The 16,520-nt window shown below is 65.4% G+C and carries 20 protein-coding genes and 1 tRNA gene; 14 read left to right on the top strand and 7 right to left on the bottom strand.

Features of this window, described 5'->3' with window-relative positions; all coding sequences use genetic code 11:
* Window positions 1–2 precede the first annotated feature (2 nt).
* Window positions 3–869, bottom strand: a complete 867-nt coding sequence (locus ACKOED_RS14980) for a DMT family transporter (RefSeq protein WP_408917422.1) — start codon at window positions 867–869, stop codon at window positions 3–5.
* Between the two features lie 145 nt (window positions 870–1,014).
* On the opposite strand from ACKOED_RS14980, the gene ACKOED_RS14975 reads away from it, so the two are divergent.
* From ACKOED_RS14975 to recJ, 4 genes are all read left to right on the top strand, one after another.
* A complete protein-coding gene (locus ACKOED_RS14975; protein WP_408917421.1) occupies window positions 1,015–2,403 on the top strand; it encodes an L-serine ammonia-lyase in 1,389 nt (462 codons plus the stop codon).
* A gap of 10 nt (window positions 2,404–2,413) precedes the next feature.
* Complete coding sequence (locus ACKOED_RS14970) at window positions 2,414–4,171, top strand: acyl-CoA dehydrogenase C-terminal domain-containing protein (RefSeq protein ID WP_408917420.1); 1,758 nt, start codon at window positions 2,414–2,416, stop codon at window positions 4,169–4,171.
* A 122-nt stretch (window positions 4,172–4,293) separates the two neighbouring features.
* Window positions 4,294–5,598, top strand: a complete 1,305-nt coding sequence (locus ACKOED_RS14965) for a homoserine dehydrogenase (protein WP_408917419.1) — start codon at window positions 4,294–4,296, stop codon at window positions 5,596–5,598.
* Window positions 5,595–7,391 (top strand): single-stranded-DNA-specific exonuclease RecJ, encoded by a 1,797-nt coding sequence (recJ, locus tag ACKOED_RS14960; RefSeq protein ID WP_408917417.1) that lies wholly within the window; start codon window positions 5,595–5,597, stop codon window positions 7,389–7,391. Before ACKOED_RS14965 ends, recJ begins: the two co-directional genes overlap by 4 nt.
* 176 nt (window positions 7,392–7,567) lie before the next feature.
* Here the strand turns inward: recJ and ACKOED_RS14955 are convergent, their stop codons facing one another.
* On the bottom strand, window positions 7,568–8,203 hold the full coding sequence (locus tag ACKOED_RS14955) for a hypothetical protein (protein WP_408917416.1): 636 nt from the start codon (window positions 8,201–8,203) through the stop codon (window positions 7,568–7,570).
* A 330-nt stretch (window positions 8,204–8,533) separates the two neighbouring features.
* On the opposite strand from ACKOED_RS14955, the gene ACKOED_RS14950 reads away from it, so the two are divergent.
* From ACKOED_RS14950 to rpsU, 3 genes are all read left to right on the top strand, one after another.
* Window positions 8,534–8,743 carry a cold-shock protein gene (locus ACKOED_RS14950; protein ID WP_408917415.1) on the top strand — a complete coding sequence of 70 codons (210 nt, stop codon included), beginning with the start codon at window positions 8,534–8,536 and terminating at the stop codon, window positions 8,741–8,743.
* A 172-nt stretch (window positions 8,744–8,915) separates the two neighbouring features.
* A complete protein-coding gene (locus tag ACKOED_RS14945; RefSeq protein WP_408917414.1) occupies window positions 8,916–9,158 on the top strand; it encodes a hypothetical protein in 243 nt (80 codons plus the stop codon).
* The gene (gene rpsU, locus ACKOED_RS14940) at window positions 9,155–9,460 is read left to right on the top strand and encodes a 30S ribosomal protein S21 (protein WP_408917413.1); all 306 of its coding nucleotides are present in this window, start codon (window positions 9,155–9,157) and stop codon (window positions 9,458–9,460) included. The genes ACKOED_RS14945 and rpsU overlap by 4 nt, the downstream gene beginning before the upstream one ends.
* A 172-nt stretch (window positions 9,461–9,632) precedes the next feature.
* On the opposite strand, the gene ACKOED_RS14935 is transcribed toward rpsU, so the two are convergent.
* Window positions 9,633–10,538 carry a DMT family transporter gene (locus ACKOED_RS14935; protein WP_408917412.1) on the bottom strand — a complete coding sequence of 302 codons (906 nt, stop codon included), beginning with the start codon at window positions 10,536–10,538 and terminating at the stop codon, window positions 9,633–9,635.
* Window positions 10,539–10,919: 381 nt separating this feature from the next.
* Between ACKOED_RS14935 and ACKOED_RS14930 the strand changes: the two genes are divergently transcribed.
* Window positions 10,920–10,994: transfer RNA gene (locus ACKOED_RS14930), tRNA-Glu, on the top strand.
* Between the two features lie 13 nt (window positions 10,995–11,007).
* Here ACKOED_RS14930 and ACKOED_RS14925 read toward each other — a convergent pair.
* Window positions 11,008–11,529, bottom strand: coding sequence for a molybdopterin-dependent oxidoreductase (locus tag ACKOED_RS14925; RefSeq protein WP_408917411.1), 522 nt, complete (start codon window positions 11,527–11,529; stop codon window positions 11,008–11,010).
* 230 nt (window positions 11,530–11,759) lie between these two features.
* Between ACKOED_RS14925 and ACKOED_RS14920 the strand changes: the two genes are divergently transcribed.
* Window positions 11,760–12,005 (top strand): hypothetical protein, encoded by a 246-nt coding sequence (locus ACKOED_RS14920; RefSeq protein WP_408917410.1) that lies wholly within the window; start codon window positions 11,760–11,762, stop codon window positions 12,003–12,005.
* A gap of 13 nt (window positions 12,006–12,018) precedes the next feature.
* Complete coding sequence (locus tag ACKOED_RS14915) at window positions 12,019–12,492, top strand: hypothetical protein (RefSeq protein ID WP_408917409.1); 474 nt, start codon at window positions 12,019–12,021, stop codon at window positions 12,490–12,492.
* Here ACKOED_RS14915 and ACKOED_RS14910 read toward each other — a convergent pair.
* The gene (locus ACKOED_RS14910; RefSeq protein WP_408917408.1) at window positions 12,473–13,018 is read right to left on the bottom strand and encodes a DUF2878 domain-containing protein; all 546 of its coding nucleotides are present in this window, start codon (window positions 13,016–13,018) and stop codon (window positions 12,473–12,475) included. The two genes, ACKOED_RS14915 and ACKOED_RS14910, sit on opposite strands and share 20 nt — an antisense overlap.
* 55 nt (window positions 13,019–13,073) lie before the next feature.
* Here ACKOED_RS14910 and ACKOED_RS14905 point away from each other — a divergent pair, with 55 nt between their 5' ends.
* Window positions 13,074–13,508, top strand: coding sequence for a hypothetical protein (locus ACKOED_RS14905; protein WP_408917407.1), 435 nt, complete (start codon window positions 13,074–13,076; stop codon window positions 13,506–13,508).
* Here the strand turns inward: ACKOED_RS14905 and ACKOED_RS14900 are convergent, their stop codons facing one another.
* Complete coding sequence (locus ACKOED_RS14900; protein ID WP_408917406.1) at window positions 13,509–13,895, bottom strand: hypothetical protein; 387 nt, start codon at window positions 13,893–13,895, stop codon at window positions 13,509–13,511.
* A 116-nt stretch (window positions 13,896–14,011) separates the two neighbouring features.
* On the opposite strand from ACKOED_RS14900, the gene ACKOED_RS14895 reads away from it, so the two are divergent.
* Window positions 14,012–14,758, top strand: a complete 747-nt coding sequence (locus ACKOED_RS14895; RefSeq protein WP_408917405.1) for an SDR family NAD(P)-dependent oxidoreductase — start codon at window positions 14,012–14,014, stop codon at window positions 14,756–14,758.
* Complete coding sequence (locus tag ACKOED_RS14890) at window positions 14,755–15,132, top strand: cupin domain-containing protein (RefSeq protein WP_408917404.1); 378 nt, start codon at window positions 14,755–14,757, stop codon at window positions 15,130–15,132. The genes ACKOED_RS14895 and ACKOED_RS14890 overlap by 4 nt, the downstream gene beginning before the upstream one ends.
* 6 nt (window positions 15,133–15,138) lie before the next feature.
* On the opposite strand, the gene ACKOED_RS14885 is transcribed toward ACKOED_RS14890, so the two are convergent.
* Entirely contained in the window at window positions 15,139–15,558 is a 420-nt protein-coding gene (locus tag ACKOED_RS14885; RefSeq protein WP_408917403.1) for a VOC family protein, read from the bottom strand.
* Between the two features lie 11 nt (window positions 15,559–15,569).
* On the opposite strand from ACKOED_RS14885, the gene ACKOED_RS14880 reads away from it, so the two are divergent.
* Entirely contained in the window at window positions 15,570–16,331 is a 762-nt protein-coding gene (locus ACKOED_RS14880) for an SIR2 family NAD-dependent protein deacylase (protein ID WP_408917402.1), read from the top strand.
* Window positions 16,332–16,520: the final 189 nt, after the last annotated feature.

The following is a 16,520-nucleotide window of genomic DNA, read 5'->3' as shown; positions in this document are numbered from 1 at the left end:
GATCACATGGTGGAAACCGACATGGCGGCGACGGCGGCGACGATCATCCCCAGTCCCACCCATTGCCCGGGTGAGACTTTCTCCTTGAGAAAGATGATGGCGAGAATCACCGAAATGGCGCCATAGGCCGAAATGCCGATGCCGGCGAATTCTTTGCCCGGCAGATGGCCCGACGCATTTATGGCGATGACGCCCACCACATCGAGCGCACCCATCACGAAAATGCCGGTCCACTGGTGTCTGCTGATGGGGGAGCGGTTTCCCTCGCCCAGCATGAAGGGCAGGATGGTGATCAGCGCGGTGGCGCGCGACAGCCAGGTGGCCTCGATCTCGCCCACCATCACCGCCGCTCTCTGGCCAAGCACGATCGAGCAGGAATAACCGATGACCGAGATCAGCGCGAAGAGCAGCAGCGTCGGCATCTTGCCGGGCTCCACGGCGTTGATGCCGCCGTCTTCGGTGCCGGAGCGGGCGACGATGATGGCGCCGGCCAGCGCCGCCGCCACGCAGGTCCATTGCAGCGGCGTGGGCTCCAGGCCGTTGACCACGCCCCACAGCACGGTGAGCACCGGATAGCCGGCGGTGAGCGGCCCGACGAGCGAAATGGGCCCGAGGCTGAAAGCCTTGAACAATCCCCCGACGCCCAGCCCATAGGCGAGGCCGAGGAGCAGTCCTGACATCAGCCCCTGCCAGGAGGACTGCCAGATGCGGCCGTCGTAAAGCACATAGAAGGACAGCAGAAGCCCGCCCGCGACCATCACCAGCGCTGCCATGCGGAAGGCGCCGATGCGCGCCGCCATGCTGCGCGCGATCAGGTCATGGACCGACCATGCCAGCGCCGCAAACACACCGAGAAGCACGGCGAGCATGGCGGCTGGTCATCTCTCTCTGAGGTGGCGGCGCATGGCTTGCATAAGAGCATGGCGCGGCAGCCGAAGAAACCGTAAAACGCTTGCCGTTGATGGCCGGCGCGATAGGTTGCGCGGGGGCCGGGAAAATTGCTGGTGAACCCTTATGTTTCTCTCCGTGTTCGAGATCTTCAAGATCGGCATTGGCCCCTCGAGTTCGCACACCGTGGGCCCGATGGTGGCGGCGGACCGGTTTCTGGGCAAGGCGGGCGCCGCCTCGCTGCCGCGCACCGGCCGCCTCACCGTGACGCTGCACGGCTCGCTCGCCTTCACCGGCAAGGGCCACGGCACCGACCGTGCGGTGATCCTCGGCCTTGCCGGGGAAAAGCCGCAGACCATGGACCCAGACCGGGTCGATGAGGTGCTCCGGCAGATGGCCGAACGCGGCAGCATCACGCTGGGTGAAGGGCATGCCGTGGCCTTCAACCCGGCGCGCGACGTGATCTTCGATTTCGGCCCGGCGCTGAAAGGCCATGCCAATGGCATGGTGTTCCGCATCCTCGATGATGACAGCAACACGCTGCTCGCCGAGACCTACTATTCGATCGGCGGCGGCTTTGTGCAGACCGAGGCGGAACGCGCCGCGCAGGTGGCGGCGGGCAAGGCCGAGAAGCCCTCCGTCGATGTGCCCTATCCATTCCGCACCGCCGCCGAAATGCTGGAGATGGGCAAGCGCGCCGGCCTCAGCGTGGCAGACATGAAGCGGGCGAATGAACGGGTCAGCCAGACACCGGAGGAGCTCGACGCCAATCTCGACCGCATCTGGCACGCCATGCGCGATTGCATGAACCGCGGCCTCACCATGACCGGCACGCTGCCGGGCGGACTCAAGGTCAAGCGCCGCGCCGCCGAGATTCACAACAAACTCAGGGAAGAGCAGGGCAACAACGCCATCCAGCCGCACCGGGTGATGGACTGGCTGTCGGTCTATGCCATGGCGGTGAACGAGGAGAACGCGGCGGGCGGCCGGGTGGTGACCGCGCCCACCAACGGCGCGGCGGGCGTCATTCCCGCCACCATCCGCTATTACCTCGACCATTGCCTGGGGGCGGACACTACCGGCATCCGCACCTTCCTGCTGGCGGCGGCGGCGATCGGCGGGCTGATCAAGCACAATGCCTCGATCTCCGGCGCCGAGGTGGGCTGCCAGGGCGAGGTGGGATCGGCCTCCGCCATGGCGGCGGCGGGCCTGTGCGCGGCACTTGGCGGCAGCAACGCGCAGGTGGAGAACGCCGCCGAGATCGCGCTCGAGCATCATCTCGGCATGACCTGCGATCCGGTGGGGGGCCTCGTCCAGGTGCCCTGCATCGAGCGCAATGCTTTCGGGGCGGTGAAGGCCGTCACCGCCGCCTCGCTGGCGCTGAGGGGGGATGGCACCCATTTCGTGCCGCTCGATACCTGTGTCGAAACCATGCGCCAGACCGGCCTCGACATGAGCGAGCGCTACAAGGAAACCTCGACGGGCGGCCTTGCGGTGAATGTCGTGGAGTGCTGAATTCGGCCTCATGCCGGTTTTCAGCCCCCCGCTCCGCGAGCATCTGTTCTGCCTCTACGAGCTTCTTGATTTCGAGAGCCATTGCCGCCTTCCAGGCTTCGAAAACCTTTCGCGCGACGTGGTTTCTGCCGTGCTCGCGCAATCAGCCCGCTTCTGCGCCGATGTGGTGGCGCCGCTCAACCGCAACGCCGACGAGGAAGGCGTTCGCTTCGAGGCCGGAAGAGTCACCACGCCCAGGGGCTTCCGCGAGGCCTATGCGCAGCTGGTGGCCGGCGGCTGGCCGGCGCTGACCGCCGCGCCCGAACATGGCGGCCAGGGCATGCCGCATATGGTGAACCTGCTGTTCGAGGAAATGCTCAACGGCGCCTGTCTGTCCTTCGGCCTGTTTCCGGGCCTCACCCGCGGCGCCTATGTGCTGCTGAACCAGCATGGCAGCGCTGCGCAGAAGGCGCTCTATGCGGCGAAGCTGGCGAGCGGCGAATGGGCGGGCTCGATGTGCCTCACCGAGGCTCATTGCGGCACCGATCTGGGGCTGATGAAGACGACGGCCATCCCGCAGGACAACGGCAGCTATGCGTTGAACGGCACCAAGATCTTCATCTCGGCGGGCGAACATGATCTGACGCCGAACATCGTCTATTTTGTGCTGGCCAGGCTTCCCGATGCGCCGAAGGGCAGCAAGGGCATCAGCCTGTTCCTCGTCCCCAAGGTGATGGTGAAGGATGACGGCACGCTGGGTGCGCGTAATCAGGTGTCCTGCGGCGCGGTCGAACACAAGATGGGCATTCACGGCTGCCCCACCTGTGTCATGAATTTCGAGGGCGCCACCGGCTGGCTGGTGGGCGCGCCGCACCAGGGCCTCAAGGCGATGTTCGCGATGATGAACGCCGAGCGCATCGCGGTGGGCATTCACGGGCTCGCCATTTCGGACGCCTCCTATCGCAATGCCGTGGCCTATGCGCGCGAGCGCCTGCAGGGCCGCGCGCCCGGTGGCCCGCGGGCCCCGGACAAGCCTGCTGACCCGATCATCGTGCACCTGGACGTGCGCCGCATGCTGATGACCCAGAAGGCGCTCACCGAAGGTTGCCGCATGCTGGCGCTGTGGGCCGCGCAGGCACTGGATGTGTCAGAGCGACATCCGGACCCTGCCACGCGGGCCGCGGCGGATGCGTTGGTCGCGATGCTGACCCCGGTGGTGAAGGCCTTCCTCACCGATTGCGGAACAGATGTCGCCAATCTCGGCGTGCAGGTGCTGGGCGGGCATGGCTTCATCCGCGGCAATGGCCAGGAACAGCATGTGCGCGATGTGCGCATCACCCAGATTTATGAGGGAACCAACGGTGTCCAGGCCGCCGATCTCCTGGGCCGCAAGGTGCTTCACCTTGGCCTGTTCGAGAGCTTCGCCGCGCCGGTGCGGGCTTTCCTGTCGGAACAGCCGGAACCGGAGTTCGCCGCGCCGCTTGCCGCTGCCTTTGGCCAGCTGGAGGAGACGACCGCGCTGCTCCGCGCCCGCACCGCCACAAACCCGGATGAGGCAGGCGCGGCGGCGGTTGACTACATGCGGCTGTTCGCCCTGACGGCCCTCGCCTATCTCTGGGCGCGGGCGGCCAGGCTGGCGCTGCCCAGGAGCAATGAGGATTTCTACCGCGCCAAGCGCGCCACGGCGCGCTTCTTCATGGAGCGCATCCTGCCGGAAACGCAGTCTTTGCAGGCCCGCATCGCCGCCGGCGCCGCGCCGGTGATGGCGCTCGACGAGGCCATGTTCTGAAGCCTGGCCAGGCGGAAAGCACCCGGTCCGGTCCGTTTGCTGCTCTTCCTTGCCATCGTGCCCGTCTGCCGCCATAAGCCACAGCCGTTGCGGCGCATCGGGTGTTGAGCGGGAATAGGCGGATGGCGGAAGCATTGCGGCTTGGACTGGCGGGGCTGGGAACGGTCGGCGGCGGGGTGCTGGACATTCTGGCGCGGCATGGTCACTTGGTGGCTGGCCGGGCGGGCCGGCCCATCGAAGTTGCCGCCGTCTCAGCCCGCAGCCGGGCGAAGGACCGCGGACATGATCTCTCCAGTCTCGCCTGGCACGACGACCCGGTGAAGCTCGCGGCCTCCCCCGGCATTGATGTGTTCGTCGAGCTGATGGGCGGCGAGGGCGATCCCGCCAAATCCGCCGTTGAAACCGCGCTCCGCCACGGCAAGCATGTGATCACCGCCAACAAGGCGCTGCTCGCCCATCATGGCGCGGCGCTGGCGCGGCTCGCCGAGGAAAATGGCGTGGCGCTCAATTTCGAAGCCTCGGTGGCGGGCGGCATCCCGATCGTCAAGACCATTCGCGAGGCGCTGGCTGGCAACCGGCTGGGCCGTCTGTTCGGCATTCTGAACGGCACCTGCAACTACATCCTCACCAAGATGGGCAATGAGGGCCGCGGCTTTGCCGAGGTGCTCAAGGAGGCCCAGCAGCTGGGCTATGCCGAGGCCGATCCGACCTTCGACGTCGGTGGCTTCGATACCGCGCACAAGCTCGCCGTGCTCACCGCGCTCGCCTTCGGCGCCGAGGTGAACCTCAAGGCGATCGACATCGAGGGCATCGAGGCCATCACGCTTGACGATATCCGCAACGCCTCTGACATGGGCTACAAGATCAAGCTCCTCGGCGTTGCCGTGGCGAGTGAGCAGGGCATCGAGCAGCGCGTCCACCCCACGCTGATCCCCAAGGGATCGCCGGTGGCCGATACCGACGGCGTGTTCAATGCCGTTGTGGTCAAGGGCGATTTCGTGGGCGATCTGATGCTGGAGGGCCGCGGCGCCGGCGCCCACCCCACGGCCTCCGCCGTGCTCTCCGATATCGTGGACATCGCGCGCGGCAATTTCCGGCCCGCCTTCGGCATTCCGGCGCTTCAGTTGCAGCCCTACAAGGCGGCGCCGCCCAGGGCCCATGAGGGCGGCTTCTACGTGGCGCTCACATTGCTCGACAAGCCCGGCGCGGTGGCCGCCGTGGCGCGCATCCTCGCTGACGAGAAGATTTCCATCGAAAGCATCGTGCAGCGCGGCAAGACCGAGAAGGACACGCCGCGCGCCACCGCGCCCTTCATCCTGATCACCCATGACACGGTGGAGAGCCGCATGCGCGCCGCCCTCGAGCGCATCGAGAAGGACGGTTATGTGGCGGCACGTCCGCGCATGATCCGGATCGAGAGGCTTTGAGCGGCGCCGTCTCACCCCGCGCCTTCCTCAACGTCGGGCGTTCGGCCTCGGCGCGGCGCTGGAAAGCGAGGCTCGAAGACCCGCGGCTTGCGCTCGCCATTGCCGAGCGTCATGACCTGCCGGAAATCGTTGGCCGCGTGCTGGCGGCGCGCGGGGTTGCCGCCGACGAGGCGGAGGCCTTCCTCAACCCGACCATCCGCGGCCTGATGCCGCCGCCTTCCGCAGTCCAGGATATGGAGAAGGGCGCGGAACGGCTGGCTGAGGCCGTCGTGGCGGGCGAGCGCATCGGGGTGATCGCCGACTATGATGTCGATGGCGTGTCATCGGCAGCGCTGCTCACGCAGTTCCTCAAGGCGGTGGGCGTGAGCGCGCGCGTCCACATTCCGGACCGTCTCACCGAAGGCTACGGTCCGTCGGCCCAGGCGGTGGAGGACTTGCGCGCCCAAGGCACGCAGCTGCTGATCACGCTTGATTGCGGGGTAATGGCGCATGATCCGCTGGCCCGCGCCGCCGAGCTGGGACTCGTCACCCTGATCGTTGATCATCACCAGGCGGGAGAGCTGCTGCCCGACGCCCATGCGGTGATCAACCCCAACCGCCAGGATGACATGTCCGGGCTCGGCTATCTCTGTGCGGCCGGCGTCACCTTCATGTTCGTGGCGGCGGTGAACAAGGCGCTGCGCGGCCGCGGCTGGTATGGGCCGTCGCGGCCCGAGCCCAACCTGCTGGCGTGGCTTCAGCTCGTGAGCCTCGCCACGGTGTGTGACGTGGTGCCATTGAAGGGCCTCAACCGCGCCTATGTCACGCAGGGCCTCAAGGTGATGGCCAGGCGGGAGAACCTCGGGCTCGCCGCGCTGGCCGACGCTGCCCGGCTCAAGCGCCAGCCCGACACCTATGCGCTGGGCTATCTTCTGGGCCCGCGCATCAATGCCGCGGGGCGGATCGGCAATGCCGCGCTGGCCCTGCGCCTGCTCACAACCGCTGACCGCGGCGAGGCGGCGCAGATCGCCCAGGAGCTCGAACGCCTCAACCGCGAACGCCAGGAGATCGAGTCCGCGGTGGTCGGCCAGGCGCTTGTGCAGGCCGATGCCATGCTGGGCAAGGAGCGCAACGGCAGCGTGCTGGTGGTGTGCGCCAAGGGCTGGCACCCGGGCGTCGTCGGCCTCGCCGCCGCCCGCCTCAAGGAGCGCTTCAACCTCCCCAGCTTCGTGCTGGCCGAAGACCGTGAAGGCCGGCTGGCGGCGGGGTCCGGACGCTCGATCGCCGGCGTCGACCTCGGCCGCGCCGTGCGCGAGGCCTTCGAGGCGGGGCTGATCGAGAAGGGCGGCGGCCATGCCATGGCGGCGGGCCTCACCTTGCGCACGGAGCGCCTTGCCGACCTGCGCGGCTTTCTCGAGGACCGCCTGAGGGATGAAGTGCGCGCCGCCGATGACCGGGCGCTGGCCATCGACGCGGCGCTCAGCGCCGGGGCGGCGACGCTTGAGCTGATCGAGCTGCTGGAGCAGGCGGGGCCTTATGGCGCGGGCCATCCGGCCCCGGTCTTCGCCTTTCCGGCGCATCGCGTGGTCTATGCCGATGCGGCCGGCAACGATCATATCCGCTGCACCATCGCGGCGGCCGACGGCAAGCGCCTCAAGGCGGTGGCCTTCCGGGCCATGGGCTCGGCGCTGGGCGAGCTGCTGCTGTCGGAGCGCCAGATGCCGCTCCATATCGCCGGGCGCCTGACCATCGACGACTGGTCCGGCAGCCGCACGCCTTCTCTGCACATCGAGGATGTCGCGCGCGTGGCTTGAAACATATGCTCAGAGCGTTTTGAGGTAAGCCCGAACCATCATCTTGAACCCGGCGTCCCCCCAAGCGAAAGCTGGGGTCCAGCTTTGACACGAATAAGCTGGATGGCAGGCTGGGCTGGCATGACGGCTGCAAAGAGCGATGCGATTTTGTTAAACCGCAAGATGCTCCAGGCTGCTCAGTCGGCTTGCCCTTCCGAATTCCATGCGACCCCAATGATGAAGAGAACTGCATAGTCCTGCTTGTTGCAACCCGCTACGGGTGGCATGACGCCGCCGGGCGGCACCGGGAAACTTTTCTGATCCGCCATATCGGGGCTGCATGACCCGCCGGCTGCCGGCGTGTAGCGGGCAGAACGGCACTTCAGATGCGTAACGTCATAGATGGTGGCTCTGTTCCCCAGTTCCCATGATTGCACACCCCGTGCGTCGGCCGGGTGCACGGTCAGGATTGCGGTAGCGGCACGTCTGCCCGTTACGAGATACTGTCCCGGCGCCAGAGGAAACCTCGGTTGCTCCATGATCAGCCCGTTCTCGTCAAGCCACCAATCATTGGGATCGAATGTCCAGTTTGACGGAGCAACGCCGCCCGCCGAAAGCAGTTGCCCGAAATTCCTGAGCCATACTCCCCTTGGGCCGGGATCAACCTCCCACACACCCCAGTGCTCCGCGCCTTTGCCACTGCTTGCGCCAGGTTCCGCAAGCGCCGCGATGAATTGCGTTGGAATGCGCTTGAACCTGACCGTGTCCGCAAACGCGTTGCCGCCCGCGAGCCAGACAGAAAAAAGGCCGATGACGAAGAGGATGTATCGCATGTGCCGGGAACCTGCGGATCTGGCGTTGATCGCCTGCTCCAAAGAACATATCGGATGATAATCAAGAAGCGGAGGGCCGGCAAGCTCCGCCGCGGCTGTTTGCGCAAACCATTCGGATCGGCGGCAAGCCGGTGCATGGCGGCCGCAAGTTTTGCCTTGTAATGGCGTTGAGAAGCGCCTATTTCTTCGCCATCGACACTTTTTGGTCTGACGGGCTGACCTCGCGCCTTTTCCCTTCGCACGAGTTCTTACCTTCTCTTCAAGAACATCGGTGAGTCTGCTCCGCAATACCGCGGGCAAGCTCGTGCATTGCAAAATCAAGGAAAAGACATGCAAACAGGTACAGTTAAGTGGTTCAACTCGCAAAAGGGCTTCGGCTTCATTCAGCCTGATTCGACTGGCCCGGATGTGTTCGTGCACATCAGCGCGGTTGAGCGGGCAGGCTGGAGCAGCCTCAATGAAGGCCAGAAGCTTTCTTACGAGATCGTCACGGACCGCCGCAACGGCAAGTCCTCGGCGGATCGTCTGCAGGCGGTCTGATCACCCTTAAAACTCCGCTCGTGAGCCACGGATGTACTGGCCACGGGCTTAGCGCCTTCCGACTGTGAGCCACGGATGTACTGGCCACGAACGGGAGGCTCTTGGGAGCGCCGGTGCCGGGCACCGGCGCACGCCTTGGCATGGCCGCATCACCGCGAGGAAGGAACTTGGCATGCCGGTTTCCGGTACGATTTATCTTTACCGCTCGGCGAAAATCGATGGCCTGTTTTGCTTTTCGAACGATCCTGACCCGGAGAAGCTTCCCGCGAGCCTGTCGCCGTGGCGCCGCTTCGGCGTTGTGAAGCCGGGGGAGAACCTGCCGCATGGTCTTGATCCGGCCGCCATCACCGCGGGCATGCGGGAACATGGTTATCAACTCTATCGCCGCAAGCCACCCGGGAGGAAGCGCTCTTGAGAGTTCTCGTCAGAGACAACAATGTCGATCAGGCTCTCCGCTTCCTGAAGAAAAAGATGCAGCGCGAGGGGATTTTTCGCGAGTTGAAGGTCAAGGCGGCCTACGAGAAGCCGTCCGAGAAGCGGATACGCGAGAAAGCGGAGGCGGTCCGCAGGGCGCGAAAGCTCGCGCGCAAGAAAGCGCAGCGCGAAGGCCTGCTGCCGATGCCCAAGGCCAGGGCGCGCCCCGCACGGCCTCCCAATCCTTTCGCCTCACTGAGCGCGCCCAAGCCACAAGAGCCGGAACCCGGCCGCTCAAGCTGAGAAGGCGTGACCTCGGGCCTCTTCGCCCGATGCTCTGTCCCCCCACACAACGCGCTTTAAAAGAATCGTATCGCTCTTTGCGGACGTCATGCCAGCAGGCGCTGCCATGACGCCGGGCCTAGGATGATGGTTCAGGCTTTGCTCAAAGCGCTCCTCTAAACGCCCGTCCGCTTCATTGGGATGATAGCCGCGCGCCGAAATACGTGCCGGCAAGAATAAGCGCGGCGCCCGCGGCGTCGAGCCACGTGAACACTTCGCCAAGAAGCAGAACCGCGAAAACCGCTCCGAACACCGGTTCGGTTCCCATCAGGAAGCTCACGCGCGTCGGGTTGGTGTGGCGAACGGCCCAGGTCTGGATGAAGAAAGCCGCCAGCGTGCAGAACAGGGCCAGAAACAGCAGGCCTGTCCAGAACGCCGGCGCCGAAGGCGGGACGAAGCCGGACGCACCCTGGGTCACGAACAGCAGGGCTCCCGACAATGCCATGACCGTGATCATCTGCAGGCTGGTGAGCGCGCCTGACGATATCGCGCGCCCCACAAACAGGCGTTTTGTGGATACGACCATGGCCGCCCGGAGTGCTGCCGCGCAGAGAATCGCCAGGTCGCCTGAATTGAACGAGATCCCCTCGGCTTTCCACACCATCAGGCCCGTGCCCAACAGGGAAAGCCCGGCGCAGGCGGCAATCGCCAGGGGAAGCCGCCGCCCATTGACGATCGACTCGAGAATCGGCGTGAAGATGATGCACAGCGATATGAGGAAAGCGGCGTTGGTGGCCGATGTGTGAAGAACGCCCACAGTTTCAGAGAGAAAGATAAGAGACAATATCGCTCCAAGCGCTGCGCCACGAAGCGCATCCCCGGACTGAAGCCGGGACATCTCGCGCAGGCAAACCGGCAGCAACACCACCGAGGCGATGAGGAAGCGGAAGAATATCAGCGCCACAACGGATGTTACGGCAAGCGTGTCTTTCGCCACCGCGTAGCTGGCGCCCCATATCACAGCCACGAACAACAGTGAGAGATCGGCGAGCGGAAACGAGGGCGGCAAAAGGGTTGATCGGCTGCTAGCTTCCGTCATTGCCCCTCGCTCTCCGTCACGGCGTCGGAGTGAAGTCGCAGTTTCCGTTTTGGGCAAACCGGCTGGGCAGCGCTTCTCCTGCGCCGACCACACTCACTGCAAAGCCAGACCGTCATTTCATCATTATGTCAGCCCCATTCCACAGCCTGCAATATGGCCGTTCCGCCAGTGATGCGCCAATGGTGGACCCGCGGGGCTTATGGCTTTCTCGATGCTGGCGGGGATCGGACGGGGACAATCGAGTTCCGGTGTCGATTCAGGTCCGCGGTGCATGCCGCCGGTGACCGGGCGCTGGCAATCAACGCCACCCTTGTGGCGCGTGGCTTGAGCCTTGCAAAGCCCGGCGAAGCCCCCTATAGAGCGGCGTCTCAAGAAGCGCGGGCGCCCTTCGTCTATCGGTTAGGACGGCAGCCTTTCACGTTGCAAAGACGGGTTCGACTCCCGTAGGGCGCGCCATTTACCCCTTTTGTCACTCCAGAACCTCGATTTCGCTGAGCTGCGCCACCACTGGCACGGCGGTCTGGGCGGCAAAGGGATAGAGCAGCACCAGCGGCCCCTTTTCGCTCCCCAGCAACGGGCGGCCGTTCATCCGCATCGCCAGGATGATGTCGAGGCGCTTGGCATCGGTGATGGGGATTTCTGAGGTCTGTCCGGCGGTGGTGCACAGGCGGAGACGCCGGCCCCGCGCGCCCGCTGCCTCCAGCACAGCCCGCAGGCAGGGGCCTTCGAACAAGCCCATGCCGTTGGTCCAGGCGGTTTCGCCGCGCATGCGGCGGCCTTCGAGGGCGGCAAGCATCGGGGCGTCGAATTGCGCCGCATGGCCGGAATTGCGGCGCGTGATGCGGCCGGTCAGGGTCAGCAAAACCGGAGCCTTAGGCCGGGCGATCACCGCGGCGGACACCGGCACCGCTGGCCCCAGGCCCATCAAAGCCGTCACGAGACTCGAACCCATGGCATCCTCGACAATCACGTTGGAGACATCTGGGGACATGCCGGGAGCGGCGGGTGGACCGGCGTGATGCCGCGGCCCACGGCGGGGACCGCCACCTCTTCTCGCACTATTCTGGCACGGCTTTCCGAAGAAGATCGTAGTATTGCCGACGCAATTTGCCGGTTTGCGCTATCCTTGCACTAACCATGGCGGGTAGCGGTTTTGCTGCAGATCAAGGCCGGTGGCTTGAGCTTGCGGCATAATCAAACCGATTTGGGAGGAAGAATCGAATGACAGTCAGCAGCAGTCTGCGGTCCGAATTGGATACGATCCGGGCGGAGCTTTCCCGGCTGCGCCAGCAGGCGAGCCCGGCCGAGGGCGAAACCGGTCCCCTGGGCACGCAACTGGCGGAACTTAACCGGCTGGTGCAGGACATGCTGGCCGATGCCGAGGAGACGGTGGCCGAACACCCGGTGGCGACCGTCGCCGGCGCCCTGGCGCTGGGCATTCTTATCGGCCGGCTTACCGCGCGCTGAGGGAGGTATTTCCATGTCCATGACAAGCCTGTCGCGTCAGCTTCGTCTCATGTTGCGCGGCGAGATTCTGGTGATCAAGGCCGAGCTCGCCTTCGTGGCGCGGCGCGGCGCCTTGCTGGCCTTCGCCCTGTTGTTCGCCGGGCTGGGGCTGGTGTTCCTCAACATCGGCCTTTACGCGTGGCTGAGCCCTTATTGGGGCCCGGTCTGGACTCCGGCGGGGCTGGGGCTGATCAATGTGGCGCTGGCGGCAGCGGCGCTGGTGGCGGCCGCCGTTTCCAAGCCCGGTCCGGAACTTCAGCTGGCTGAGGAAATCCGCGACATGGCGGGCGAAACGCTGGAGGCCGAGATCCGGTCGGCGCCGTTGCTCGGCATGCTGGGCGGTGGCGGCGGTGGGACGGCGGCGGCCGGGCTGCTGGTGCCCGCCATGTCAATGATCATCGGCGCGCTGGGCAAGCGGCGGAACAAGGCTACGAAGGCTGAGGGCTAGGCGCTTGCGGCGCGATCCGGTCCGCCAGCAGCATGATCGTCGGGAAAGCCAGCGCCCAGACAAGCGCAATGGTGAACAACGATCCGCCGGTGGAACCCGGAAAGCTCGCGGCCCCCATCTTGGCTCCGGTCCAATAGGCGAGCGGGCCGAATATGAGGCCAAACACCACCTGCAGCAGCCAGCGGCCCTTGATCCAGCCGAGGCTGGCGTTGGGAAGCGTCGCGAAACCCACCCAGAGGGCCCAGATCCACACCGGTGGAAGAATCTGGCCCGGCGCGGCGCCAGCATAGCGGATCACCCCCGCCGCCATCAGGCCGGCTTCCAGCAGAACGCCGAAAATGGTAATGGCAACAATGAGTTTTGCCTCCGGCCAGGCAGTCCTGCGGCTGACCACCAGATGCAGTGCGACCACCAATAGGGCGGGTAACGCGCCGGTCCATGGCCAGCCCGCGGCGCCACCCGCCACGGCGGCGAACCAGGCCACGTCAAAGGCCAGGAACTGGGTGATGGCATAGACCACGTTCATGCGGTCTGCCGGAGCGGTTCGTGCGTATGCCGATTCATTGAGAGGAGTTCAACCCATGATTTCGATTGTTGCTTCTACGCAGGCTACGCGCCGCTGGTTTGTCGCCCTCGCGGTTGCCACAATCCTCGCCATGATGCCAGGGCTGCCGCAAGCTTCAGCATCTGGCAAAGGAGAGCCACTGGCCGGAAGCGCGCTCAAATCATTCATCAGCGGCCGGCGGATCTATCTGGCGACCCCCCTCGGCGGCGAAATCCCCCTCAACTACCGCTCCAACGGCGTTGTCGACGGTTCGGGCGATGCCGTGGGTCTTGGCCGCTACATGACACCGAAGGACAGCGGCCGCTGGTGGGTGGCCGGTAACCGGCTGTGCCAGAAATGGAAGGAATGGTACAAGGGCCGCACGTTCTGTTTCACGGTCGACAAGCTGTCGGAAAACAAAATCCGCTGGGTGCGGGACGACGGCAAGAGTGGCATCGCGCGGGTGCGCTGATCAGCCTGTCCGCCGCCGCAGCCAATCCGCCGCCAGCGGCGTCAGCAGCATCACGGCGGCGCTGTAAGGGATGCTCCCCGTGCGCGGGTCGAGCGCGGCAAGCAACTGGCTTGCATCGAGGCCCCGCAACACACCGATCAGGAGTTCGAAACCGGCGGTCAGCACCGCCCACAGCGCGCCCAGGCGCGCCAGTGGCGCGGCGCCGGTCACGCCGATCCAGCGGATGGTGAGCACGCTCACCAGAAAGACCAGCGCCAAGCCAATCGGCCAGCCGATGCGGCTGGCCGTTTCCTCGCCCACATAGGGCGCCAGGAACAGGCCGCGCAGCATGCCATGCGCGGTCTCGATCAGCATGATGAGCAGCCACACCGCAAGACCGCGCTTCATGGTTGGACCCTCCCGCTCCGCCAGCAAATCGTGGCGCGTTCCGAGCACGTTTTCAAGAAGCTGTTGATTCGCCGCGCCGGCGTGCCACAAAGGCGGGGAGAAAAGACGGGGGTTCCATGTTCGACGATCTCAAGGGCAAGGCCGTGGTGGTGACCGGCGGTGTCACCGGCATCGGCGGCGCGGCATCGCTCGCCTTCGCGGCGGCGGGTGCGAAAGTGTTCGCGCAATATCTGGGCGGCGGCCCTGAACTGGAGCGCATCACCGCCGCCGGCATTGCCACGCTGAAGCTCGACCTCACCGAAGATGGCGCGCCGCAGCGGCTGATCGATGCGGCGGCAGCTCATCTCGGCCGCATCGACGTGCTGGTCAACAATGCCGGCAGCCTGATTGCCCGCGTGCCGGTCACCGACCTCGACGACGCCTTCATCAACAAGGTGTTCGACGTCAATTGCCGCCAGCTCGTGCATTGCTGCCGGGTTGCCGCCAGGCTGATGAAAGCGCAAGGCACTGGCGCCATCATCAACGTCACCTCGATCGCCGCCCGCAACGGCGCGAGCCCCGGCGGCGCCATCTATGCCGGCGCCAAGGGCTTCGTCTCGGCGTTTTCCAAGACGCTCGCCAAGGAGCTGGTGGGCCATGGCATCCGCGTCAATTGCGTTTCCCCCGGCACCATCCACACCGCCTTTCATGACCGGTTTTCGGATGAAGCCAAGCGCGAGGCCACGCGCAAGACCATTCCCATGCAACGGCTGGGCGTGGCCGAGGATTGCGCCGGCACCTTCCTCTATCTGGCGAGCGGCGAGGCCTCAGGCTACCTGACCGGCCAGGTGATCGAGGTCAATGGCGGCCAGCTGATGCCATGACGCTCACCCACAGGCACCTGTCTGCCGCCGCCGACGCCATCGCGCCGGACGGCTCCGAAGTGCGGCTTCTGGCGCAGGGCGCGCGGGGCAGCATGGCGCATTTCACGCTGCCGCCCGGCGCTGTGTCGAAAGCCGTGGCGCATCACACGGTTGAGGAAGTGTGGCTGGTGTTGCAGGGCCAGGGCCGGATGTGGCGGAAGCGCGGCGGCGAAGAAACGATCGTCGATCTGCGGCCCGGCCTGTCGCTGGTCATTCCGGTGGGGGCGCATTTCCAGTTCCGCAATGACGGCGGGGAGCCTCTCGCATGCGTCGGCGTCACCATGCCGCCCTGGCCCGGCATGGAGGAAGCCTATGAGGTTACGGGCGTTTGGTGACGCGCCTCACCAGGTCCCTGTATTTGGCATCGAGGCCCATGGCTCGGCGATCGGCAGGGCCTCGCCCTTCTGCAGGAGTTCAATCGAGATACCGTCGGGGGTCTTGATGAAGGCCATGCGGCCATCGCGCGGCGGCCGGTTGATCAGGATGCCGTGCTTCTGCAACCGGTCGCAGTAATCATAGATATTGTCGACGCCAAGGGCCAAATGGCCGAAATTGCGGCCCCCGGTATAGACCTCGGGGTCCCAGTTGTAGGTGAGTTCGACCGGCGCATCCGGGCTCTCGGGGGCTGCCACGAAGACCAGCGTGAAGCGGCCCTTTTCGTTGACATGGCGGCGCTGTTCGACGAAGCCCAGCTTGTTGACGAAGAAATCCAGCGACTTGTCGAGATCGGAAACGCGGATCATGGTGTGGAGATATTTCATGGTGTCACCTCGTGTCTGAGGACGGCATAGTGGAACTGGCGCATCTGGTCCAGCGGGCAAGGCGCGGCGTGGTGTTCACCGGGGCTGGCATCTCCACCGAATCGGGCATACCGGATTTCCGGTCGCCCGGCGGCTTCTGGACGAAGCACAAGCCGATCGCCTTCAACGAATTCCTGGCCTCCGAGGACACCAGGCTGGAAGCCTGGCGGCGGTTCCTCGCCATCCACGAAACCATCGGCGCGGCGCAACCGGGGGCCGGGCATCTGGCGGTGGCGGAACTCATGGCGCGCGGCCATGTTTCCCACGTCATCACCCAGAACATCGATGGCCTGCATGACGCGGCGGGCGTGCCGCGTGAGCGGATCATCGAGATCCACGGCACCGGCACTCATGCCAAATGCCTTGGCTGCGGCGCCCGGCATGAAATCGCCTGGGTGCGCGGCCTCATCGCCGATACCGGAAAGCCGCCCGCCTGCCTTGCCTGCGGCGGCATCGTCAAGTCCGCCACCATCTCCTTCGGCCAGGCGATGCCGGAGCAGGAGATGGCGGATGCCCGCGCCGCCACCCTCAATGCCGATCTGTTCATCGCCATCGGCTCATCGCTGCAAGTGTTTCCGGCGGCGGGATTTCCGGTGCTGGCGAGGCAAAACCGCACGCCGCTGGTGATCATCAACCGCGAGGAAACCGGGCTTGATGGCCTTGCCGACCTCACGCTGCGCGGCGAAATCGGTGCGGTAATGGCCGCGCTGCTCGAACGCCTGAATGCTGCTTAAGCGCGAATCACCCGCATGCTTGCCGCCGAAACCAGGCGCTCTTTGCAAAGAGCACAGGGCGATGCGGGCCAGCGAGCGGAATTCCGCAACCGCGAATTCAGCCACTTGCGCCGGAGTGAATAATGTTGTGATTTCGGCTTGTTGGAACAAGCTGATTGAGGCCGATGCGCCGCACATGTGAAATCGAGA

The sequence above is a fragment of the Aestuariivirga sp. genome, assembly GCF_046093005.1.
Taxonomy (GTDB): Bacteria; Pseudomonadota; Alphaproteobacteria; order Rhizobiales; family Aestuariivirgaceae; genus Aestuariivirga.
This window is presented reverse-complemented; position numbering and strand designations above follow the sequence as displayed.